Origin of the sequence: Microvirga sp. 2MCAF38, from assembly GCF_052115485.1 — a bacterium.
GTDB lineage: Bacteria > Pseudomonadota > Alphaproteobacteria > Rhizobiales > Beijerinckiaceae > Microvirga.
Window position 1 is genome coordinate 54571 of the sequence record NZ_JBFRGU010000004.1, and the last position, 23683, is coordinate 78253.

Consider the following 23683-nt stretch of genomic DNA (forward strand, 5'->3'; position numbering starts at 1 on the left):
GAACCATGAAGCATGTAACACCCAGCAGTCTCGATAGCCTTTTTCGCCCGAAATCGGTGGCGATTTTGGGGGCGTCGGATGACGGCAACCGCATTTCAGGACGCCCGGTCCGCTACCTCCTCGAAGGTGGCTTCAAGGGGCCGATCTACCCCGTCAATCCGAACCGGGAAACCGTTCAGGGATTGAAAGCTTATTCCTCGCTTGCGGCGGTGCCCGAAGTGCCCGACATCGTGTTGATCGCGGTGCCCGCCGGGCTGACGGAGGCGGCAGTCAATGAATGCATCGAGAAAGGCGTGCGCGGTGCAGTGATTTTCTCCGCGGGTTACGCCGAGAGCGGCGAGGAAGGCCTCGCCATCCAGGAGCGCATCAGCGCCATGGCGCGGGCCGGCGGTTTGCGTCTCCTCGGGCCGAACTGCCTCGGCATCTTCAACCCGCAGATCGGTTTCTACGGCACTTTTACCCAGTCCCTCGACAAGGAGATGCCGAAGCCCGGACCGCTCGGCATCGTCAGCCAAAGTGGTGCCTACGGATCGCATATCGCGTATTTGGCACGTCGTCGCGGCATCGGCATCAATTATTGGATTACGACGGGCAACGAAGCCGATATCGATATCGCCGAATGCCTCGAATGGATGGCGGCGCAGCCGGACATCAAGGTGATCATGGCCTATGTCGAGGGTGTGCGTGACGGTGCGCGTTTCCGTGCTGCCCTTGAACTCGCCCAGAGGAACCGCAAACCCATCATCATGATGAAGGTTGGGCGGTCTGAGGTGGGGGCGAAGGCCGCGAGTTCGCACACCGCCTCTCTCGCGGGTTCCGATGCGATCTACGATGCTCTTTTCCGGCAATATGGCGTGCATCGCGCGACGACGACGGAGGAGCAGATTGACGTGGCCTATGCCTGCGCGCGAGGCGTTTTTCCGCAGGGCAACAAGCTCGGCGTCGTCACGCTGTCGGGCGGGGCGGGTGTGTTGATCTCCGATGCGGCAGAGCGTCACGGCCTCGACGTCGCGCCGATGCCGCTCGCGGCCCAGAAAAAGCTCAAGGAGTTGCTGCCCTTCGCATCGGTTGAGAACCCTGTTGACACGACGGCACAGGCGCTGAACGATATGAACCTCCTTGCTAAAAACCTGGAGGTCATTCTCGATGAAGGCGGCTACGATGCGCTCATCGGCTTCTTCTCCACGGTTCCGAATACCCGCACTCTTTCGGGCCCGTTGAGAAAGGCGATTGCCGATGGTTGCTCAAAGTTCCCTGACCGTTTGATCGCGCTCTCGATGGTCGGCGATGATGATGTCGTGCGCTCCTATGAGGAGAGCGGCTTTCTGATCTTCGAGGATTCCGACCGGGCAATTCTTGCGCTCTCCGCTCTGACGCGTTTTGCCTGGTCGTTTGACCGGGCGGCGGTGGCGCCGTTTGTTGCTGTGGCCGATTCCCTTGCGAGCGAGGCTCTGTCCGAGCACGCGGCAAAGGCCTTGCTTGGCAAGGCAGGTATCCCATTCCTCAGCGAACATCTCGTGACCGATGCCGAAGACGCGGCGGCTGCTGCCGATACGATCGGCTATCCTGTCGTGATGAAGATCGTCTCCCCCGACATTGAACATAAGACCGAAATCGGCGGCGTGCTGATCGGGCTCGCAGATCGAGCCGCGGCTGCGGAAGGCTTCGCTACCTTGATAGAGCGCGCAGCGCGGCATCGCCCCGACGCGATGATCGAAGGCGTGTTGGTCGCACCCATGGCGAAAAAGGGCGTGGAAACGATCATCGGTGTCAGCCGCGATCCGGTCTTCGGCCCGGCAGTCATGTTCGGCCTCGGGGGCGTTCATGTGGAAGTGCTGAAGGACGTGACATTCCGCCTGGCGCCCTTCGGACAGGAAGAGGCGCTACGCATGATCGATGAAATTCGTGGCCGCTCGCTTCTTTCGGGCGTGCGTGGAGCGCTGCCTTCCGATGTCGAGGCGCTTGCCGATGTTCTGGTGCGCGTTTCGCATTTCGCCGCCGCCCATTCCGAAGATGTCGAAACGATCGATCTAAATCCTGTCCTCGTCTTGCCGAAAGGCGAGGGTGTCGTTGCTCTCGATGCGCTCGTCGTGCCTCGACGTGGGACTTGAAGAGACACATTTTTCGAACTAATGTTAGAAAACAATGCGGGAGCAAAACCTCCCGTCACCCTCCGGGAGGATCAAGATGGTGAACTACTCGGCTTACAAGTACATCAAGTTCGACAAGGCTGGGCGCACCATGACGGTGACGTTCAACAAGCCCGACGTGCTGAACGCCATGACCGCCGCGATGCATGAAGAGACCTCGCGAGTCTTCTATGATCTCGGCATGGACCACTCCATCGACGTCGTGATCCTGACCGGCGCCGGAAAGGCCTTCAGTGCCGGCGGCGACATTGCGGGCATGCAGGAGATGTACGACAAGCCGGAAATGTTCGAACTCTCGATCATGGAAGCGAAAAAGGTCGTGTTCGGCATCCTCGATTGCGAGAAGGTGCTGATCTGCAAGATGAACGGCGATGCGGTCGGACTCGGTGCGACGATCGGGCTCTTCTGCGATGTGATCTTCGCCGCTGATCATGCGCGCATTGGCGACCCGCATGTGCGTGTCGGTCTGGCTGCCGGTGACGGCGGCGCAGTAATCTGGCCGCAGCTCATCGGCTATGCACGCGCCAAGGAATATCTCCTGACGGGCGATCTCATCAACGCGAAGGACGCCGCCGCCATGGGCCTCATCAACTACGCCGTTCCGGCCGCCGAGCTCGACGAAAAGGTCGACGCCTTCGCGAAGAAGATCGGATCGGGCGCGATGAAGTCCATCAAGTGGACGAAGACCGCAATCAATATCGGCCTCAAGCAGCTTGCCCATTCGATGATGGACACCTGCATGGCCTACGAGGCTCTTTCCAACCGTACTGGCGACCACCTTGAGGCGATCAAGGCCTTCAGCGAGAAACGCAAGCCGGTGTTCACAGGCGCCTGATCGGCTGCGTTTCGAACGATAACAAGCGCGGAACCGCGCGCCGGGAGGATCACCATGGATTTCGGCGAACCCGAACATATCGGCATGCTTCGCGAGAGCATTCGGCGTATGCTCGAACGGCATGCCCCTCGTGAGCAGATGGCGAAATGGGATGAGGAAGACCGCGTTCCACGCGCGCTGATGGACCACATCCGCGATCTCGGTGTGTGCGGCATGACGGTGCCGGAGGAATATGGCGGCACCGGTCGGGATGTCCTCGCGACCATGGTTACGGTCGAGGAGCTTTCACGACGCTCCATGGTCATCGGCACGCTCTTCTTGATGAATGCGTGCTACGGCAGCATGAACATCCTCGCCTCGGGTAGCGAAGAGCAGAAAAAGCGTCTTTTGCCGCGCCTCGCCAACGGCGAGCTTCTTTTCGCTTACGGACTATCCGAGCCGGACGTCGGCTCGGACCTCGCCAGCGTCGCGACGCGCGCCGAGCGCAGGGGCGATAAGGTCATCATCAATGGGAACAAGCGTTGGTGCTCAGGTGCCGAAATCTCCGACTACATCTACGCTTTGGTGCGCTCAGGCGAACCCGATGCGCGTTACAAGAACCTGTCCCTGGTCTTGGTTCCGCCGACCGCGAAGGGTGTGACATTGCAACATATTCCGGCCCTCGGTGCGCGGGGGCTGAATACAAATGACGTTACCTTCGACAACGTCGAGATTCCGATCGAGGACGTGGTCGGCGGCGAGGAGGGGTGGAACCAGGGTTGGTCGAAACTCGCCGGCCCGGCCCTGGAAGTCGAGAAGCTCGAAGTGGCGGCGATGGCGATGGGCATTGCGGCGCAAGCTGTCGACGATGCCTGGGAATATTCCCAGCAACGCCGTCAGTTCGGCCAGCGGATTTGCTCGATGCAATCAATCCGCCACATGCTCTCCGACGTACAGACCAAGCTCGCGGCGGCGCGGTTGATGCTCTATCGGGGTTGCTGGCTTGCCGACAACAATCTGCCTTGCAGCGTCGAAACATCCATGGCCAAAATGTTCGTCTGCGAGACCGGCCTGGATATCGTCCTGACATGCCAGAAGATCATGGGCGCCTATGGCTATGCCCGCGGCTTCGACATGGAGCGCCACGTCCGCGACATGCTGCTGATGCCGATCATCGGCGGCTCGACAGCCATTCAAAAGAACAACATCGCCAACCGCATGGGCTTGCCGAAGGCCTGAAGCACCGGCGAAAGGGAGGCGGTAAGATGATCGAAACGCTCGGCGATATTCTCAGGAATAATGCGCACAAATTCCCAGACGAAATAGCCTATGTGTACGGTGATCGACGCGTCACGTTCCGCGAAGTTCACGAACGAGCGAACCTGCTGGCTTCTGCCCTCTACGAGAGGGGTTTGAGGCAACAGGACCGGGTTTCGATCCTTTCGCAGAACACACTGGAGTTCATGGAGGCGTTTGGCGCCTGCGAGCTTGCGGGATTCATCGCGGCCACCGTCAACTTTCGGCTCGCACCGCCCGAACTGATTTACATCCTGACGGATTCCACGCCGCGCATTCTGATCTTCGAAGCGCAGTATGCGGCGACGGTCGAAAAGATAAAGGACAGCCTGCCGCATATCGAGACATATGTATGCTTTAGTGGAACGGCTCCGGAATGGGCGCTCGACTACGAGACATTGCTCGCGACGGGCAATGCGGCGGGCGCTCCCATCCGGCCGCTTCCCGACGACATCATGCACCTGATCTATACCAGCGGCACGACGGGGCGGCCGAAGGGCGTCATGCGCAGCCATCGGGGAGATATCGCCATCGCCCAGCTGATGGCCACGGAACTCGGCTTGATCGTGTCGGATCGGTTGCAGCTCATGATGCCGGTTTTCCATGTCGGCGCGCGTTTCCTGCAGCTGGGCATGCATCTGCGCGGTGGCAGCGTAGTGTTACATCACGACTTCAAACCGGCCGAGATTCTCGATGCCATCGTTCGGGAAAAGGTGACCATGACCCACATGGCTCCGACCATGGTTCAAGCGGTCCTGAACTTGCCGCAGATCGAAGAAGCCGACCTCTCCGCGCTACACACGATCTGTTACTCGGCCGCACCCATGCCAGTTCCGTTGCTGCGGCGCGGCCTCAAGCTCCTCGGGCCCGTCTTCCTCCAGCTCTACGGCATGACGGAGGGCGGAGGCACGACGCTGCATAAGCGCCAGCACAAGCCCGATGGATCGCCAGAGGACATCAAGCGACTTGGATCGATAGGCCAGGCCGCACCCAACGTGGACGTGAAGATCGTCGACGACGAGGGGCGCGCGCTTCCCGTCGGCCAGCCTGGTGAAATTCTCACTCGCACCGCGAGCCACATGGTGGGTTATTGGAACAACAGTGCGGCGACGATCGCGGCGCTTCGCGATGGATGGTACCACACCGGCGATCTCGGCTATCTCGACGATCAGGGCTTTCTCTATCTGGTCGACCGGAAGAAGGACATGATCATCTCCGGCGGAGAGAACATCTATTCCCGTGAGGTTGAGGAAGCGCTCGCGACGCACCCCGCTATCCAGGATGTGGCCGTGATCGGCGTCAAGGACGAGTATTGGGGCGAAACCGTTCGTGCCGTCAGCGTCCTGGGCGACGGGCAAGCAGTGACCGAAAGCGACTTGATCGAATACTGCAAGACGCAGATCGCCAGTTACAAGAAGCCGAAATCGATCGTCTTCGTCGATGAACTGCCGCGTCTGCCGAGTGGGAAAATCAACAAGGTGGTTCTTCGTCAGCTTTATGGCGAACCCGGCGTGAAGGGCAACTGACATGGGTCAGGCAGGAGCGACGCCTCCGGTGACACGCTGGCTCGCAGCGCGCGCTGCGGGTCTGAAATACGGCGATCTATCGGAGGCCGCCGTCACCCTCGCGCGACAGTGCATTCTCGACTGGTTCGCCGTGACGATCCCTGGGGCCGCGGAGCCGGTGGTCCGCATTCTGCGTGACGAGATCCTCACCGATGGCGCTGCGCCCGTCGCTTCTCTCGTGGGCTCGCCTGAGCGCAGTTCGGCCATTAATGCCGCACTCATCAATGGGACAGCATCGCATTCACTCGACTTCGACGACGTCAACCTGGCGATCCTCGGTCACCCGACCGTGGCACTGCTACCGGGACTTCTTGCTCTCGCCGAAGAAATCGGAGCCGATTCGAACGAAGTCCTGACCGCCTTCGTCGCCGGCTATGACGTCGTGTGCCGCACTGGGGCGCTGATGAGTCCGGGGCATTACGGGCACGGTTTCCATGCGACCGCTACCATTGGCAGCATTGGCGCGGCGGCAGCCTGCGCGCGATTGCTCGGCCTTGACGCCGAGACCTCGGCGACGGCCTACGGGATCGCAGCGACGACGGCATCGGGTTTGAAGTCGATGTTCGGCACTATGTGTAAGCCGTTGCATGCGGGCCGTGCGGCTCAGAATGGTCTGCAAGCGGCGCGGCTAGCGGCCCGGGGCTTCACGAGTCGTCAGGACGCTCTCGAATGCGAACAGGGTTTTGCAGCGACCCAGAGCGTGAACTTCAACCCGGAAGCCGCGATGCTCGAAGCACCCTTCGATCATCACATCCGAAACAATCTCTTCAAGTATCACGCCTCCTGCTACCTCACCCACGGGGCGATCGAGGCCGGGCGCGCCCTTCGCGAGCAGCATGGGGCCTCGTCGAACGCGATCCAGGCGATTGCCATTCGCGTGCCTCCGGTCACCGATCGTGTCTGCAACATAGCGAAGCCGGAAACCGGCCTCGAAGCCAAATTCTCGCTTCGGCTGACTGTCGCCATGGCGCTCGCGGGTCGCGATACATCTGCGATCTCGACTTTCGAGGACGTGGTGACGGGCGAGCCCGAACTCGTTCGTCTGCGCGACATGGCAACGATCGTCTTCGACGAGACCTATCCGGAAGCAAAGGCGGAGGTGATCATCGAGACATCCGACGCGAAGCGCTTCACGGCAAGTTGTGATGCCGGAGTGGCAGACACTGATCTGCGCCGACAGGGCAGAAAACTGGAGCAGAAGTTCGACGCTCTGGTCGAGCCCGTGCTTGGCCGGATTTCCGCGGACTTGCGTGGGGCGCTCACGGCATTCGGAGACGGAAGTTCGATGACGGACGTGATGAAACTCGCGCGGAGTGCGAATTGATGGCCGAAGCTCGGGAAACTGCAATTGTAACGGGCGCGGCCAAAGGCATCGGCCGCGGCATCGTGGAACGTCTTGCGGAAGACGGATTTCGCGTTGTCGCCCTTGATCGCCTTGAGGATGTGCACGATGTGGCCTCATCCCTCCGCGCTGGTGGTGCGGAGGTCGAATCCTTTGTTGCCGATATTCGCGACCGGGTGGCGATCACGACGATCCTCGAGCGCTTCGCACCGCTCGACGTGATCGTGAACAATGCGGCCATCACGAGCACGCATCGCTTCGAAGACCTCACGGAAGGCGATTTTCGCGAGAATTTTGACATCAATACGGTTGGTACGTTCATCGTCGCACAGGAAGGCGCGCGGCGTATGCGGAACGGCGGGCGCATCGTCAACATTGCGTCTCGGTCTTTTGCAGGCGCGCCGCAAATGGCGCATTACGTCGCCTCCAAGACGGCGGTCGTCGGATTGACGCGCGCGATGGCGATCGACCTCTCGCCGCGCGATATCCGGGTCAATGCAGTCGCGCCCGGTGTCGTCGACACTGACATGCTTCACTACATGACGCCCGAGCGTCAACAAGTCATGCTCAGTCTCCAACTGCTCGGCCGCATCGGTCAGCCGGAGGACATCGCGCGAGCAGTGTCCTTCCTGGCTTCACGAGAGAACCGCTACATCACCGGGCAAGTTCTCATTGTCGACGGCGGGCGCTCGCTCGGCCAGGGCCAACTCCCGCCTGAGGAATCTCTCTATGCCTGAACTATCCGAAGAACGCCGCATGATTCAGGAATCGGCTCGGGAGTTCACACGCTCACGCGTGCGCCCTCTTGCCGACAAGCTCGACCCTGTGAAGGGTGAAATGCCGCGCGATCTGATCGATGAAATGGCCGAGCTCGGCTATTTCGGTATCTTGATCCCTGAGGAATATGGCGGTCTGGGTCTTGGCGCGCTCGAATATTGCCTGGTTGCAGAGGAGCTCGCTCGCGGCTGGATGAGCGTAGCGAGCATGATCGCGCGCGGCAACGCGTTGATCGGATCTCTGAAGTCGATGACGCCGGAGCAGAAGAAAGTCTACTTGCCACGGATGGCGCGGGGAGAGTTTCTCGGGGCTTTCGCGCTCTCGGAGCCGAATGCCGGCTCCGACGTCGCCAACATTTCGTGCCGCGCCAAGCGTGTCGGAGACGAATGGGAGATCACGGGCAACAAATATTGGTGCACGTTCGCAGATGGAGCGGATTTCATCCTCGTTTTTGCCCGCACGGATCCCACGATCGATCCGAAGGCTCGGCATCGCGGAATTTCCGCCTTCATGGTGGAAAAGCCGCGTGGTCAATTGCCAGAGGGCGTCTCGGGCAACCCGATCCCCAAGATCGGCTATTACGGTTGGACGACTTGGGAATTAGCGTTCGATGACTGTCGGGTCCCCGCGGAGAACATGATCGGCGAGGAGGGCAGGGCCTTCTATCTCGCCACGGCAGGTCTGGAGACGGCGCGTGCTCACACGGCTGCGCGATCGATCGGTTTGGCGCAGGCGGGGCTCGAAGACGCGATTCAGTTCTCCAAAGAGCGTCGTCAGTTCGACAAGACGATCGCGTCTTTCCAGGCGATCCGATTCAAGATCGCGACGATGGCGACAGAAATCGAAGCTGCGCGTTCGCTGATGCATGCTGTCTGCGAAAAGATCGACCAGGGCGTTCGCTGCGACAAGGAGGCATCGATGGTGAAGCTCTTCGCATCCGAGATGTCGGAGCGCGTCACCAGCGAGGCGCTGCAGATCCATGGCGGCGGTGGCTACACGACGCTCAATGCCGTCGAGCGGCATTGGCGTGATGCGCGCTTGACCAAGATCTTCGAAGGGACGTCCGAGATCCAGATGCGCATCATCTCGGATCACATCCTCGGTCGAGATACCTGACGCGCCCGTGACCTAAAACGGCTCCGCGGCCACTCTCACAGTCACAGGGCGCGGATGCGCGGAGTGCGGGGCGCTGCTTTCTGCTTGGATGGGGGCGGTGCCTTAGTCGTCGCCATCATTCCTGCATCGATGACGAGGCCATCGATCACGACGCCGGAGAATGTGCGGGCCACTTCATCGATGCTGCGGCCACCGGGTTTGAACCACTCGACGGTCCAGTTCAGCGCGCCGAGAATGAACAGACGAGCGAGTGAGAGGTCGGTGTCCGACCGGAATTCTCCGCGCTTCTGAGCGTCCACGAGAATGCTCTGCCACATGGTGGCATAGGAGCTTCTGAGCCGCTGGTTCTTTTCCCGGATCGGCTTGGGAACTTGGCCGAACACGCGCCTGGTCGCCAATGTGTAATCGCCATTGTCGATGATCGCCGAAAGGTGGGCGCGAATCGCGGTCTCCACCCGCTGTCGGCCTGACGCATCGGAAGGCAGCGCGTCGAGAGCGGCCTTGACCGTTTCAATGACCGCATGGATGCCGAGATCGAGAACCGCGCTGATGAGCTCGTCTTTCGACTCGTAATGATAATAGATGCTTCCGGCTTTGAGTTCGGCCTCGTCGGCGATCATCCGCATCGTCGTCCCGGCATAGCCGTTATCACGAAATATCTTGGCCGCGGCATCGAGAACCCGCTTCTGGGAAATGGCCGACTTGGCCAGCTTTTTTGTCATTCCGCTTCTCTAGTTCGCTCGTGCCTGTAGGTTTGTATCATTATAAGCGGCAAATTGATTCAAGGGAATGGTTTCGAACGCACATCAGAATTTGTCAGTTTTCTAACTAGTGTTAGGTTTTTAATTGGTGTAGCCTCCTCTGAAATGCCGATAAGCGCAGGGAGGAGCCGGTGGAGATCGTCGAAATCGAACGGCACGAAAGCGGAATAGTGCGTCTCGTCATGAAACATGAGGCGGCCCGCAACGCCATGGGAGAGGAGCTCAGGGGCACACTTCTACCTGCCTTTACCGAGCTTCTAAGCGACACCAAAACTCGTGTGATAATCATCGCTTCGGCGCTGAAGGATTTTTCTGTCGGCGGTGATCTGTCGAAGATGGACACGCTTGGCGATCCAGAGGCCGGGCGTCGGCGAATGCTCTCGGCGCATCGTCTCGCCCGCCTGCTCCTTTCGGCCGACAAGCCTCTCATAGCGGAAGTCCGAGGACACGCGGTCGGCGCCGGCGCCGGCCTCGCACTGGCCTGCGACACGATCGTCATGGGCGAGAATGCCAGCATGGGTTTTCCATTCCCACGCATTGGCCTCACACCGGATTTCGGCATCGCCTATACCTTGCCGCAGCGCATCGGTTTCGCGAAGGCAAGACAGGCTCTTCTCTACGCTCGCAACTTCAAAGGCGCGGACGCGCTCACAATTGGACTGGCGGACGATGTCGTCCCCGACGAATCTGTTGCAGTAAAGGCGATGGAAAGGGCGCGTGAGATCGCGGCACTCCCCTCCTTCGCAACCGCGCTGACGAAGCGCATGATGGAGTGCTCGGACGACCCTGTCGCCGTATTGGATTTCGAGGCGATGGCCCAGCCGCTCTGCTTTGCCAGTAATGATTTTCGCGAGGGTCTTTCGGCCTTTCGTGAAAAGCGCAAGCCGAATTTCGGCCCTGTAGAGTAAGCGCTCAAAGAAGGACAGAGTCGATGACGGTGCCGCAGACGCTTGCCGACATGCTTGACAACAATGCCTGGAAGTATCCCGACGAGACGGCGTTCGTCTGGAACGACAAGCGCATTACCCATTCTCAGTTTCATGGGCGCGTAAGCCGTCTCGCGAACGCTCTGCGTCGGCTCGGCTTGAAACGTCAAGATCGAGTCGGCATCCTCAGCCAGAATTCGCTCGCGTTTCAAGAGATCTATGGCTCTTGCGAGATCTCCGGCTTCATCTGCGCGACAATCAATTGGCGTCTCGCGCCACCAGAGATGGTCTACATCATCAACGACAGCGCGCCGAAGGTCCTGATTTTCGAAGCGGCCTATGCCGATATCGTCGCCGCTATGAAAGCGCAGCTGACGACGATCGAGAATTATATATGCATCGATGGGGGCACCGATTTCGCGTCGGATTACGAAGAGGTGTTGGCCTTAGGCGATGCGTCTGGAGTTCCGTTTCGTCCCTCACCGGACGACGTGGCTTTTCTGATCTACACGAGCGGCACCACCGGTCGGCCCAAAGGGGTGATGCTGTCGCAGGCGGGCGAAGTGGCTGCTGCCGAAATCCTTGGCTCCGACCAGCGTAACTCGCCAGCCGACCGCCTGCTCATCATGATGCCGCTTTTCCACATCGGTGCAAAGATCATCCAGCTCGCGCAGCATTGGCGTGGCGGTACCGTCGTCATCCAGAAAGGATTTGAAGCGCAGGCAATTCTCAGCGCGATCGAGAAAGAGAGAATCACGGTCACGCACATGGCGCCGACCATGATTCAATCCCTCCTGGACTCCCCGCATATGGGCACGACGGATACATCGAGCCTGCGCATGATCGTCTATGCCGCGGCGCCTATGCCGATCCCCGTCCTGAAGCGGGGCCTGAAGCTCCTCGGGCCCGTGTTTCAGCAGCAATTCGGCCAAACGGAGGGCATCGGCACGACATTGCTTGCCCATCAACACAGGCCGGACGGTACCGACCGTGACCGCGAGATCTTGACGTCGGTCGGGCAGGCCTCGCCGCGCGTCAATGTCCGCATCGTCGATGAGAATGGTGAAGACGTGCCGACGGGAAGTGTCGGGGAGATCCTGCTCACGAGCCCTGGCGTCATGAAGGGTTATTGGAACAACACTGTCGCGACGCTGGAAACGCTGCGCGACGGGTGGGTGCATACCGGCGATGTGGGAAAGCTCGACGACGAGGGCTTTCTCTACCTCGTTGACCGCAAGAAGGACATGATCATCTCCGGCGGCGAGAACATCTATTCCCGCGAAGTCGAGGAGGCGATCGTCTCTCACCATGCCGTGTCCGAGGTCGCAGTAATCGGCGTGCCCGATGAGAAATGGGGCGAGGCGGTGATGGCCGTCGTGGTGGTCAAACCCGGTGCGTCGACAACCTCTGAAGAAATTGTCGATCACTGCCGGACGCAAATCGCGAGCTACAAGAAGCCACGCCATGTGACCTTCGTCGACGAGATCGTGAAGCTTCCCAGCGGCAAGATCGACAAGGTCAGGCTGCGTCGGATCCATGGCCCAGGCTGAACCATCGCTGTTGCAAACGCCACCGACGTAGCAAGGAGGATTGAGGATGCTTGAACTGTTTTCCCTGAAAGGGAAGGTTGCCGTCATTACAGGAGCGAGCCGCGGGCTCGGCAAACCGATGGCCAAGGGCCTCGCCGCCGCTGGCGCGCATGTCGTGCTGATAGCGCGTGACGAAGAAAAACTCAAAGCGGTGCGCGACGAGATTGCCGCCGCTGGCGGAAAAGCGACAGTGCTGGCGGTCGATCTCACCGACGAGGAAGCCATTCGCGCCGGGATCCGACACATCGGCAATGACCTCGGACGCATCGACATCTGTGTCAACAATGCCGGCATCATCAACTGGCAACCAATTCTCGACAGCGATGTCGAGGATTTCGAGCGCATCATGGAAACCAATGTGAAGGCGACCTTCATCCTGTCGCAGGAATGCGCGGCCTTCATGCGCGCCGGAGGCCGTGGCGGCCGCATTGTCAACATCGGCTCCGTTCTCTCGACGATCGGACGGGCGAAGCTGCATGCCTATTGCGCCAGCAAGTCCGCGATCGTCGGGCTCACGCGATCGCTCGCCGCCGAGCTCGGTCGCGAGAACATTACCGCCAATGTGATCGCGCCGGGTTATTTCGTCTCGGATATCAATGCCAGCCTGACGTCGCGACCCGGGTATATGGAGGCTGTCAGCGGCGTCACGCCGATGGAGCGTTGGGGCAAGCCGGAGGAGCTCGTCGGGACACTCGTCTACCTCGCATCGGATGCCTCGAGTTTTGTGACCGGCCAGGTGATTCATGTCGACGGCGGGATCGAGGCGACATTCACCTTTCAGCTCGCAGCCTGAGGAACCGACATGACCGAACGCTTTTCGCTCAAAGGGCAGGTTGCCGTCGTGACTGGAGCCTCGCGCGGCCTCGGATACGAAATGGCGCGTGCCGTCGCTGAATCCGGTGCCCGCGTTTACATGACCGCGCGAGGGAAGGAGCAGCTCGAAGAGTCGGCTTCCGCTCTGCGGGAACAAGGACTTGATGTCCGCACCAGCGCATTTGACCTCGCCGACGGCGACCAATGTGTCGATGCCATTCGCAAGATCGGCGAAGCGGAGGGCCGCCTCGATATCCTCGTCAACAACGCGGGCATCAATGCCTGGGAGCCTTTGGCCGAGGCAAAGACATCGACGTGGGACAAGGTTATCGCCACTAACGTCCGTGGACCATATTTGCTGTGCCGGGAAGCGGCGCGGTTCATGGTTCCGAGGGGATATGGCCGTATCGTCAATGTCGGCTCGGCGCTCGCTGTCACAGGTCGTGAGAAGATCGCGGCCTATGTGTCCAGCAAGCACGGACTCGCGGGCCTGACGCGGGCGCTAGCTGCCGAACTCGGCCCCAGTGGCGTGACCTGCAACATGATGGCACCGGGCTATTTCCTGACAGAGATCAACACGAGCATTCTTGCGCGGCCGGGCTATGAAAAGGGCGTCTCCGGCCGCATTCCGCTGGGCCGTTGGGGCGCTCCCGAAGAGGCGGGTGGTGTTGTCGCTTTCATGGTCTCAAAGGCCTCGAGCTACATGAACGGCCACGTCCTGATGGTGGATGGCGGCCTGACAGAAACCTTCGTCCTTCCCGTGGACGCCTGAGGAAACAATGATGAGCGACAAGGAAGTGGCGCTGGTAACGGGCGCCGGACAAGGGATCGGTCTTGCGACGGTCAGGCGCCTTCTTGATGACGGTTTTCACGTCGTGATGGTGGATCGTAATGCCGAACCGCTCGCCACTGCGGGACAGGCATTGCACGAGGCCGGAAAATCGGTCGAGCATCACGCCCTGTCGATTACGGATCGCGCGGCCGTCGCGACGCTGATGAAAGCCTTGCCGAGGCTCGATGTGCTGGTCAACAACGCAGCGATCTTTTGGGATGGCAAATTCGACGCGATCACGGAGGACGACTTCAAGGCGATGTACGAAGTCAATGTCGTCGGCACGTTCGTGATGGCGCAGGAAGCGGTGAAAGTGATGAAGCGTGGCGCACGCATCATCAATGTCGCCTCGCGTGCTTACCTCGCAGGCTATGCCCACGCTCCCTACATCACGTCGAAGGCTGGAACTGTCGGGCTGACGCGCGGGATGGCCTTCGATCTCGCGGAGAAGGGGATCTTCGTCAACGGCATCGCGCCGGGCCTGATCGAGACGGATATGTTCCGGTCGTTGACGCCCGAGCGACAGCAGGAACTTATCGCGAAGCAGCCCACGAAGACCGTCGGTCAACCTGAGGATATCGCCAACGGCATCGCATTCTTCGCCGACCCGCGAACAAAGAACGTAACCGGTCAGATCCTCACTCTCGACGGCGGTAGGTCCATGGGTATCTCGCTCTACTGAGCGTGTCGCACAGCTGAAAAAGGGTGGCGCTGGCAGCGCCACCCTTTCCTCATTTGAAGGCACGTTAAGAAGTCAGGCCGCTCTGCCTGTCTCGACGCCGAGATAGAATTTCTGGATATCCTCGTTCGCCGAAAGCTCTTCCGTGCTGCCCGCCATAACAATTCGACCGTTCTCAATGACGTAGCCGTAAGAGGCATATTTCAACGCGATCACCGCATTTTGCTCGACCAGCAGGATCGACACTTTCTTCTCGCGGTTGATCTGCGCGACGATTTCGAAAATTTCCTTCACGATCAGCGGCGCCAAGCCGAGAGATGGCTCGTCGAGCAGGATCATTTCCGGATCAGCCACCAATGCCCGTCCGATCGCCAGCATTTGCTGCTCGCCCCCGGAAAGGTATCCTGCCGCCTGGTTCCGGCGCTGCGACAGGATCGGGAAGTAGTTATAGACCTCATCGAAAGCCTCCTTGCGCGGCCGGGATTTGCGTTGCGCGAATGTCGAGGCGATGAGGTTTTCCTCAACCGTCATTTCCGAGAAGATGTGGCGTCCCTCGCGGACGTGAAAGATGCCGCGCCGCACAATCATGTGCGGCGCGAGTTTGAGAATGTCTTGTCCACCAATCGTGATCGATCCGCGCGTCACGCGGCCGTCCTCTAGCGGCAGGAACCCGGAAACCGCCTTCAGCGTCGTCGTTTTGCCGGCGCCGTTGGCGCCGAGAAGGGCGACGATGCTGCCCTCCGGGACACGCAGGCTCAGGTTGGTGAGCGCCTGAATGACTCCCTGATAGACGACGGCGAGATCCCGGATTTCGAGTGCGGCCGCCATCGCTCAGTTCACCTTCATCCAATCGGTGAGATGCTGCGGATCCCAGTTGTTCTTCTGGCTCCACTTGATGATCCGCCCGAGTCCGACCTGTTGACCGGAGATGGAAACCGGAGTGTCGATGATGCCACCGGTGTCCCAATTCTTCACCGCGCGTACGGCCTGAGCGAGGTTGTCGCCGTTGATCGGTTGCCCCGCATCGATTACGGCTTCGAACGCTCTCGTCGCCATCATGCCGCTGACCCAGGCGTTGAGGAATCCGAGTCGAGCATAGCCGTTGAAACTCGGATCCTTCGCTTTCGAGAGCTCACCGATGGTCTTCATCAGTGTGCCGGCAGGCTTCAACGTGTCGTCGTTCCAAACTTTGACGCCGACCAATCCTTCCGCAACATCCTTGAGTTCGAGCATTTTTGCACGCTCGTTCTGCCAAACGGTCCCGAGGAACACAACGTCGTCCATGCCATAGTCGCGAACCAAGCGGACGATCTCCGGCCAGACCGCGAAGGAATAGCCGTGGTGGATGACGTGGGTCGGTTGAGCTTTCCGAATCGCCAGAGCATAGGCGCTGACGTCCGTCTCGACGAACTTGGTCTGCTGGACCAGGACCACTTTGACGCCTACTTCCTCGGCTCGTTTGATCGCCGGCTCGATGCCGTCGCGACCCATGCTCGTGCTCGAGTGCACGATCACGACCTTTGTCGGATTCGATCCGGATGATGTCTTGATATAATCAATGAGCATCTGAAGCTGTGCGCCATATGTTGCGCCAGTCACGAAGTGATAGGGAAAATTCTTCTCGTCGGCGAGCTCGGACGCGAACGACCCCGAGGTCATGAAGATTTTTTGCGTTGAGTTGTTCTCGGGTGAAATCGCCTGGATCATGCCGGTGCTTTCACCGAACAGATAATCGACACGCCCCTGGGCCAGTGCTTTTTTCACGTTCGCTACAGCGACGTCGACCTTGAAGGTCGAGTCGTTGATCGTCAGGTTGATCTTGCGACCACGAATACCGCCGTTCGCGTTGATCCATTTGGCGTAGGTGGTGAAGCCGTCGGCCTGGAACTTTCCACCCTCGGCAGCGGGACCGGTCAGGTCGCAGTGAATGCTCCAGTTGAGGTCATCGGCCGCGCGTGCGGTACGGATACCGAATGTGCCGACCGCCGCGGCCGCGCCCGCTGCCTTCACGAAGTTGCGTCTATTAATCATTATCCCCTCCACCTATTAGATCTGGTCGATCGCTTATTTGGTATGCGCCGCCCCTCGGGGCGGCGAAGGTCTCTCACGCGCTCTTGCGAGCGGGTGAGAATTTCTGCCGAGCGCGCTTCCACAACTGGGCGAGCCCGCGCGGTTCAAGGATAAGGAAAGCCACCATAAGGAGGCCGAAGATCGTCTCGCGGAGCGGAACGAGGATCGATGCAATGTCGAAGCCGAACGTTCCGCCGATCGTGAGCGCGCCTTCGCGCAGCACTTCCGGGAGAAGAGTCATGAAGACCGCTCCCAGGATCGCACCGAGCGTCGAGCCCATGCCGCCGACGATCACCGCCGACAGGAAGAAGACGGAGAGAAGTAGACCGAATTGCTCGGGGTTCACGAATTGATTGAAATAAGCCAGCAAGCCGCCGGCGACACCGGCATAGAACGAGCCGAGCGCGAAGGCGACCAGCTTGTACCAGACGATCTGGACGCCCAAGACTTCCGCTGTCAGATCACGCTCGCGGACGGCGATGAATGCGCGGCCGACGCGGGAGCGGATGACGTTCAGCGTGAAGATCGTGAAGAACACGACGCAGGCGAGGATGAGGTAATAGGTCCGCGTCTCGTTGTTCAAGGCATAACCGAAGACCGTCGCGGGCTGGACCGTTAATCCCGCATCACCGTTGGTGACGCTCTGCCAATGCACAAAGACGAAGTTCAGGATGAATTGCGCAGCAAGCGTGGCGATGACCAGATACAGACCTCGGATTCGCAGAGACGGAAGACCGAAGGCGATGCCGATGGCGGCCGCGACGATGCCTGCAAGCGGAATCGTTACATAGAAGGGAAGGCCGAGATGGATCTGCGAGAGCGCCACCGTGTATGCGCCGACACCCACGAAGGCGGCATGGCCGAGAGACAACAGGCCCGTGTAGCCGGTCATGATATTGAGGCCGTGCGTCACGATGATGTTGATGCCGAGGAGGCCCGCGAAGTAGATCCAATAGCGGGGAGCGACAAGCGGCAGCGCTGCGAGCACGGCAATGAGCAGCACAGCCCAGAGCCAGTCCCGGTTGATCGTCCGTAGTGGGGTGGAGATCGTCGTTGTTTCCACTTGGCTCAACATCAGATTCGCTCGATTTCCTTGGTGCCGAACAGGCCGGTCGGACGGACGAGAAGGACCAGTAGGGCGAGAATGTAGGGAGTGATCTCGCGGAACTCGGTACCGAGAATCCATCCGGTTACCGATTCCAGCCAGCCGACGATGAAGCCCGCGACGAGGACACCGCCGATCGAGTTCATGCCGCCGAGGATCACGACCGAGAGGACGTTGAGAGCGACGAGGCCGAGATGCGGCGTCAATGTATTCACATTGGCCATCAGAATTCCGCTGATGCAACCCGTGACGGCGGCAATCACCCAGCTGAAGGCGATGATGCGACGCACGTCGATTCCCATGGAATAAGCGGTGATCTGGTCCGCCGCCGCGGCGCGAAGCGCAATGCCAGCGCGGGAGTAACGCAGAAAGGCGATCAGAGAAATGACGATCACAACAGCGATTGCGCAGGCGCGCGCGGTCTTCCCAGGGATGAAGATGCTACCGAGCAGAACGGGTGATCGCGACAGGATCGCCGGAATTTGAAGATCGTTCGGACCCCAGATCATGCCAACGATGCCACGGATGATGCTGCCGATGCCGAACGTCACCATCACGATGGCGATGAAGGGCCGCCCTATCATCGGGCGTAATGCAAGCCGCTCGATCAGCAATGAAACCGCGACCGAACCGATCAGCGCCGCGACGATACCAAAGAGGATTCCCATCGAGAATGTAACGGCGGCTGTGTAGAAGAAATAGGCGGACAGCATCATCATTTCGCCCATGGCGAAATTGAACGTGCGGCTCGATTTGAAGATTACGACGATGCCGAGCGCGATGAGAGCGTAGATGCCGCCCGAAGCGATTCCGACCGTTGAGTATTCGAGAAACAATGCCACCGAGTTCAAGGCTTCGCGCTCCTATGCCGCCGTTGCTTCTGCTATCGCGACATCGTCGCCCACACCCAGATAGGCCGCGATGACGGCTGGATTGGTGCACACCTCGTTGGGTGTACCGGAAGCGATGGGTTTGCCGAAGGAAAGGACCACGACTTGGTCGGATATTCCCATCACCATGCTCATGTCGTGTTCGATCAAGAGCACAGTCGTGTTCCAGTTGTTGCGGACATCGACCACGAAGCGGCTCATCTCCTGCTTTTCCTCGCGGTTCATGCCTGCAACCGGCTCATCGAGGAGCAGAATCTTGGGCTTCATGACGAGCGCGCGTGCCAGTTCAACCCGCTTCTGGAGGCCATAGGCGAGATCCTCCACGGGATGGTGCTGAACGCGGTCGAGTTCGAGAAGACCGATGATATCGCGCTGGATTTCGCGCGAGAGTTCAGCCTCCTCTTTGCGCGTCTGCAACAGACGGAAGCCAGCCGACAGAACACCGCTCTTGAGCTTGGTGTGAGCTCCGAGCTTGATGTTGTCGAGGACGCTCATGCCGTGAAAGAGCGCGATGTTTTGAAAAGTTCGTGACATACCGCAATAGGCGCGCTGACTCGGCTTGAGGCCTGAAATATCGCGGCCGTCGAGCGTCACGCGTCCGTGCTGGGGCTTGTAAAAGCCGGATACGACATTGAACAGGCTGGTCTTTCCCGCGCCATTGGGGCCGATCACGGAGGTGATCTTGCCGGCCTTGGCGTGAACGCTCACGCCGCTCAGTGCTTTGAGGCCGCCGAAAGCGAGCTGAATATCATCGACGAGCAGCATGGTCAGTCGCGCCGTAGGCCGCAGCGCGCGCAAGCGACTTGCGGGAAATTTTTCGCATCCATGCCATTCCTCCCAATCACCCTGTCGATCTCCGTCGCTTTGGGTATTTAAAAACTCTAACACTTGTTCGAAAACTTGTCACCACTCTTTGTGAGAGCCTGTCGGCCATTGCCTCAGGTGCCGGAAAACGTTGCGCTTCTCTTCTCTAGAAAGGCCGTCATCGCCTCGCGTTTGTCAAAAGAGTCGAACAGCAGATAAGCTGCCCGGCGCTCGAGCATGAGAGCCGTGTCGAGCGGAGCATCAAGCCCCGCATGCAGCACCTGTTTGATCTCGGCGACCGCGAGTGGCGGCATGGCGGCAATGGCGCGCGCGATCGCGATCGCTTCAGGAACAGTATCCTCATCCGGCGTGATCTTGCTCACCAGTCCGGCCTCGTAAGCTTCCCGCGCGGTAATGGGCTGGCCGGTGAGAAGCATCAGCATCGCGCGGTAGCGGCCGACAGCCCGTGCCAGCCGCTGGGTGCCACCGGCGCCCGGCATGATGCCCAACTTGACCTCCGGCTGTCCGAACAACGCGCCTTCGCCTGCCACGATGATATCGGCATGCATGGCGAGTTCACATCCTCCGCCCAGGGCATAGCCATTCACAGCGGCAATAACCGGCTTGGGGCAGTGGCGGATCGCTCCCCAGTTGAGATCATCGCCCCGACGCATCATCTCGGCTGGCCCGATCGAAACCATTGAACGAATGTCGGCGCCGGCTGCGAACGCTTTACGGTCTCCAGTGACAATGATCGCGCGGATCGCTCTTTCTTCCGACAGCGAGAGGAAGTGGCTTCGGAGCTCCGCGCGCAGCTCAGGGCTGAGAGCATTGCGCGCCTCCGGCCGATTGAGCCTAAGAAGCGCCACATGCTCGGCTGGATGTTCGAGGACCACCAGTGACATGATGTCTTGCCTTGCGCTGTTTGATTCGTGCCCCGCCGAAAAGGGGTTTACGCATCAACATTCTAACGGTAGTTAGATTATAGGGAAGAAATCGGTTGCGTCAAAACCCACATTCAGGAAACGGTTCGAACGTGTCTGAACCGCGGGGAGACGACGTCGCCATGCTACGGGAGAGAAAGATGATCGCAAGATCGCGGAGATTGCGCCGCTGCCAACTCGCAGTCCCCGGATCAAGCGACAAGATGATGGCCAAGGCCGCGTCGCTCGACGTCGATCACGTCTTCCTCGATCTCGAGGATGCGGTCGCGCCGGCAGCGAAGGTTCCTGCCCGCGCTCAAATTGTTCAGGCACTCAACACATTGGACTGGGGGCGCAGCATACGCTGCGTGAGGGTCAATGATCTCGATACCCACTATGCCTATGAGGACATCATAACGGTTGTCGAGGGGGCCGGAGAGAACCTCGACACCATCATGGTTCCGAAGGTGAAATCCGCTTGCGACGTGCGCTTCGTTGATCGCCTGCTCTCGCAGATCGAAGGAAAGCTCGGTCTCAAGCGACGCATCGGCATTGAGGTTCTCATCGAGGAAGCCGAGGCCATTATGCGGGTCGAGGAAATCGCCGGAGCGTCCGATCGCCTCGAAGCGCTGATCTTCGGAATGGGTGACTACTCCGCTTCGCAGGGAATTGATCCGCGAGCCATTTCCGGCGACACCGGGTATCCTGGTGATATCTGGCATTACGCCCGATACAAGATGATCGTGGCTGCGCGGACCTATGGCCTTGATGCCGTCGACGGGCCGTTCGTGAACTTCAAGGACCAGGATTATTTCCGGGTCGAATGCATCCGTGCGCAGCAGCTCGGAGCGGTCGGAAAATGGGCGATCCATCCGAGTCAGGTGGCAATCGCGCAAGAAGCGTTCAGCCCGTCGCAGGCGGAAGTCGACCGCGCCTACAGGGCGGTTGCCGCTTATCGCGAGGCGCAGCGACAAGGCCTCGGCGCCATCCAAGTCGACGGTCAGATGGTGGATGTGGCGACCGTCCGCCTCGTGCAGCGCATCATCGACCGGGCCGAACTCGCCGGCATCAAGCCGACGGCCGACATTTGAGCCGCAAGGATTTCTCACATGGCCAAGGCTTCCAGGGGCAATTTCTTCGAGGATTTCCGGCTCGGCCAGGAAATCGTGCACGCCGTGCCGCGCACCATCACCACGGGTGATGCCGCACTTTACTCCGCGCTTTACGGCATGCGGTTTGCCATGCAGTCCTCGGACGCTTTCGCACAATCATGCGGCCTTGCGCGCGCGCCGATCGATAATCTCCTTCTTTTTCACGTCATCTTCGGCAAGACCGTTCCCGACATATCTCTGAACGCGGTCGCCAATCTGGGCTACGCCGAATGTCGCTTTCTCGCGCCCGCGTGGCCGGGTGACAGCTTTACGGCGCGCAGTGAGGTCATCGGCCTGCGCGAAAACGCCAACGGCAAGACGGGCATCGTTTACGTGCGCTCGACCGGTTACAATCAGCACGACGTAGCGGTGTTGACGTTCGTGCGCTGGGTCATGGTGAACAAGCGCGACGAATCCGTTGCTGCGCCCGACCCAGTCATCCCCGAATTGGCGTCTGAGGTCGCCAGCGATGCGATTGTAATTCCGGATGGACTCGATTTCTCAGACTATGTACCCGCGCTCGGGGGAAGCCCGCATTTTTTCGATGATTATGAGGCGGGCGAAAGAATCGATCACATCGATGGCATGACCATTGAAGAAGCTGAACATCAGATTGCAACACGGCTCTATCAGAACACGGCGAAAGGCCATTTCGATGCCGTTCTGCAGGCGTCGAGCCGGTTCGGACGGCGGATCGTCTATGGTGGTCACATCATATCGCTGGCGCGTTCGCTCTCGTTCAATGGGCTTGCCAATGGCTGTGTCGTCGCTGCCATCAACGGCGGTCGGCATGTCAATGCGGCGGCTGCCGGCGATACGATCTATTGCTGGTCGCAAGTCTTGGATAAATGTCCGTTTCCAGACCGCACCGACATCGGAGCGCTGCGCGTTCGCACCATCGCCACCAAGGATATGGACTGCGCTTCCTATCCGGCTCCAGGTGGGCAGGAGGAGGCTTCCGTTCTGCTCGATCTCGACTATTGGCTGCTCATTCCCCGCAGCGCTGCGTGACTGATCGGATCAGATCCATGGTGCCAAGAACGAGCAAGTTGGAATTTCCCTGGAATGCGCCGCCCGGAAAGGGCGAAGTCACCGAGATTTCGCCCGGCCTGCTTTGGGCACGCTTGCCCCTGCCGTTCAGACTCGACCATGTCAATGTCTGGTTGCTGGAAGATGATGACGGTTGGACCGTGATCGACACGGGCTGTGCAACGGCCGAATTGTTCGACGTATGGGAGACGTTGCTGGCAGGGCCGATGCGAGGTCTGCCGGTGCGCCGCGTTATTGCGACTCACGGGCACGTGGATCACATCGGCCTGTCGGGCTGGCTTGTCGAACGTTTCGAGGCTGACTTCGTCGGTACGTTCGCCGAATGGATATGGGCCCGGCTCACCCATATGCACGACGTGCCGAATTCGAGCGCAACTCACCATTCCTATCTCATCAGGCACGGATTCGATGAAGTTGTCGCGGATGGCATGATCAAAAGCCGCAATCGCTTCATCGACTTGTCCGGGCCGATTCCCGGTGCCATCACCGAGATTCGCGGCGGTGACACGATATGCTTCGGCGGTCGCGACTGGCGTGTCATCGTCACACGCGGGCATGCTTTCGAACATGCTTCGTTCTACGACGCAGTATCCGGCATCCTGATCGCGGGCGATCACCTTCTTCCGAAAATATCGCCGGTCATTGCGGTCTACGAGATGACGCCGACGGCTGACCCGCTGGCGGACTACCTCGCCTCGTTTCCGCAATTCGCGGACATCCCGGCGCAGACGCTTGTTCTTCCCTCGCATGGAATGCCCTATCGCGGCATCCATGAGCGCATCGAAGAGCTGTGCGACCATCACCGCAAGCGCCTCGACGCCACCGCGAACGCTCTCTCCATGCCAAGGACCGCGCTCGACCTTTCACGGACGATGTTCCCGCATATCGAGGGACCGGACAACATCGGCTTCGCGCTCGGCGAGACCCTTGCCCACATCAACTACCTGGTTAACAGCGGCGTGGTCCAGGAAGGCCGTGATGCGGATGGACGAGCGATATTCACCGCGCGCTTCTAGCCTGCAGAACACGA

General features: G+C 59.8%; 22 protein-coding genes. 15 read left to right on the forward strand and 7 right to left on the reverse strand.

Features of this window, described 5'->3' with window-relative positions:
* Positions 1-5 precede the first annotated feature (5 nt).
* From AB4072_RS09295 to AB4072_RS09325, 7 genes are all read left to right on the forward strand, one after another.
* Positions 6-2111 (forward strand): acetate--CoA ligase family protein, encoded by a 2106-nt coding sequence (locus tag AB4072_RS09295; protein ID WP_441967390.1) that lies wholly within the window; start codon positions 6-8, stop codon positions 2109-2111.
* 76 nt (positions 2112-2187) lie between these two features.
* Entirely contained in the window at positions 2188-2985 is a 798-nt protein-coding gene (locus tag AB4072_RS09300; RefSeq protein ID WP_441967392.1) for an enoyl-CoA hydratase/isomerase family protein, read from the forward strand.
* 54 nt (positions 2986-3039) lie between these two features.
* Entirely contained in the window at positions 3040-4203 is a 1164-nt protein-coding gene (locus AB4072_RS09305; RefSeq protein WP_441967394.1) for an acyl-CoA dehydrogenase family protein, read from the forward strand.
* Between the two features lie 26 nt (positions 4204-4229).
* Positions 4230-5786, forward strand: a complete 1557-nt coding sequence (locus tag AB4072_RS09310) for a long-chain-fatty-acid--CoA ligase (RefSeq protein ID WP_441967396.1) — start codon at positions 4230-4232, stop codon at positions 5784-5786.
* Position 5787: 1 nt separating this feature from the next.
* Positions 5788-7149 carry an MmgE/PrpD family protein gene (locus AB4072_RS09315; protein WP_441967397.1) on the forward strand — a complete coding sequence of 454 codons (1362 nt, stop codon included), beginning with the start codon at positions 5788-5790 and terminating at the stop codon, positions 7147-7149.
* Complete coding sequence (locus AB4072_RS09320) at positions 7149-7904, forward strand: SDR family NAD(P)-dependent oxidoreductase (RefSeq protein ID WP_441967399.1); 756 nt, start codon at positions 7149-7151, stop codon at positions 7902-7904. The genes AB4072_RS09315 and AB4072_RS09320 overlap by 1 nt, the downstream gene beginning before the upstream one ends.
* Complete coding sequence (locus AB4072_RS09325) at positions 7897-9060, forward strand: acyl-CoA dehydrogenase family protein (RefSeq protein ID WP_441967401.1); 1164 nt, start codon at positions 7897-7899, stop codon at positions 9058-9060. Before AB4072_RS09320 ends, AB4072_RS09325 begins: the two co-directional genes overlap by 8 nt.
* A 41-nt stretch (positions 9061-9101) precedes the next feature.
* On the opposite strand, the gene AB4072_RS09330 is transcribed toward AB4072_RS09325, so the two are convergent.
* Complete coding sequence (locus AB4072_RS09330) at positions 9102-9782, reverse strand: TetR family transcriptional regulator (RefSeq protein ID WP_441967403.1); 681 nt, start codon at positions 9780-9782, stop codon at positions 9102-9104.
* 170 nt (positions 9783-9952) lie between these two features.
* Between AB4072_RS09330 and AB4072_RS09335 the strand changes: the two genes are divergently transcribed.
* From AB4072_RS09335 to AB4072_RS09355, 5 genes are read left to right on the forward strand one after another with little or no spacing between them, the layout of a single operon-like run.
* Positions 9953-10729 carry an enoyl-CoA hydratase/isomerase family protein gene (locus AB4072_RS09335; protein ID WP_441967405.1) on the forward strand — a complete coding sequence of 259 codons (777 nt, stop codon included), beginning with the start codon at positions 9953-9955 and terminating at the stop codon, positions 10727-10729.
* A 23-nt stretch (positions 10730-10752) separates the two neighbouring features.
* Entirely contained in the window at positions 10753-12297 is a 1545-nt protein-coding gene (locus AB4072_RS09340; protein ID WP_441967407.1) for a long-chain-fatty-acid--CoA ligase, read from the forward strand.
* Positions 12298-12343: 46 nt separating this feature from the next.
* A complete protein-coding gene (locus tag AB4072_RS09345) occupies positions 12344-13129 on the forward strand; it encodes an SDR family NAD(P)-dependent oxidoreductase (RefSeq protein WP_441967409.1) in 786 nt (261 codons plus the stop codon).
* 9 nt (positions 13130-13138) lie between these two features.
* A complete protein-coding gene (locus AB4072_RS09350) occupies positions 13139-13921 on the forward strand; it encodes an SDR family NAD(P)-dependent oxidoreductase (protein WP_441967411.1) in 783 nt (260 codons plus the stop codon).
* Positions 13922-13931: 10 nt separating this feature from the next.
* Complete coding sequence (locus AB4072_RS09355; RefSeq protein WP_441967412.1) at positions 13932-14663, forward strand: SDR family NAD(P)-dependent oxidoreductase; 732 nt, start codon at positions 13932-13934, stop codon at positions 14661-14663.
* A 72-nt stretch (positions 14664-14735) separates the two neighbouring features.
* Here the strand turns inward: AB4072_RS09355 and AB4072_RS09360 are convergent, their stop codons facing one another.
* The 6 genes from AB4072_RS09360 to AB4072_RS09385 form a co-directional block, all read right to left on the reverse strand.
* The gene (locus AB4072_RS09360; RefSeq protein WP_441967414.1) at positions 14736-15488 is read right to left on the reverse strand and encodes an ABC transporter ATP-binding protein; all 753 of its coding nucleotides are present in this window, start codon (positions 15486-15488) and stop codon (positions 14736-14738) included.
* 3 nt (positions 15489-15491) lie between these two features.
* A complete protein-coding gene (locus AB4072_RS09365) occupies positions 15492-16691 on the reverse strand; it encodes an ABC transporter substrate-binding protein (RefSeq protein ID WP_441967416.1) in 1200 nt (399 codons plus the stop codon).
* Positions 16692-16764: 73 nt separating this feature from the next.
* Complete coding sequence (locus AB4072_RS09370; protein WP_441967418.1) at positions 16765-17805, reverse strand: branched-chain amino acid ABC transporter permease; 1041 nt, start codon at positions 17803-17805, stop codon at positions 16765-16767.
* On the reverse strand, positions 17805-18677 hold the full coding sequence (locus AB4072_RS09375) for a branched-chain amino acid ABC transporter permease (protein WP_441968078.1): 873 nt from the start codon (positions 18675-18677) through the stop codon (positions 17805-17807). Before AB4072_RS09375 ends, AB4072_RS09370 begins: the two co-directional genes overlap by 1 nt.
* 21 nt (positions 18678-18698) lie before the next feature.
* Positions 18699-19490 carry an ABC transporter ATP-binding protein gene (locus AB4072_RS09380; RefSeq protein WP_441967420.1) on the reverse strand — a complete coding sequence of 264 codons (792 nt, stop codon included), beginning with the start codon at positions 19488-19490 and terminating at the stop codon, positions 18699-18701.
* Between the two features lie 173 nt (positions 19491-19663).
* Positions 19664-20434, reverse strand: coding sequence for an enoyl-CoA hydratase-related protein (locus AB4072_RS09385; protein ID WP_441967423.1), 771 nt, complete (start codon positions 20432-20434; stop codon positions 19664-19666).
* A 179-nt stretch (positions 20435-20613) separates the two neighbouring features.
* Here AB4072_RS09385 and AB4072_RS09390 point away from each other — a divergent pair, with 179 nt between their 5' ends.
* Genes AB4072_RS09390 through AB4072_RS09400 form a run of 3 tightly spaced genes read left to right on the forward strand, consistent with a single transcriptional unit; the run spans position 20614 to position 23669 of the window.
* The gene (locus AB4072_RS09390; RefSeq protein ID WP_441967425.1) at positions 20614-21543 is read left to right on the forward strand and encodes an HpcH/HpaI aldolase/citrate lyase family protein; all 930 of its coding nucleotides are present in this window, start codon (positions 20614-20616) and stop codon (positions 21541-21543) included.
* Positions 21544-21561: 18 nt separating this feature from the next.
* Complete coding sequence (locus AB4072_RS09395; protein ID WP_441967427.1) at positions 21562-22614, forward strand: MaoC family dehydratase; 1053 nt, start codon at positions 21562-21564, stop codon at positions 22612-22614.
* A 17-nt stretch (positions 22615-22631) separates the two neighbouring features.
* Positions 22632-23669 carry an MBL fold metallo-hydrolase gene (locus AB4072_RS09400; protein ID WP_441967429.1) on the forward strand — a complete coding sequence of 346 codons (1038 nt, stop codon included), beginning with the start codon at positions 22632-22634 and terminating at the stop codon, positions 23667-23669.
* The last annotated feature ends 14 nt before the right edge of the window (positions 23670-23683 follow it).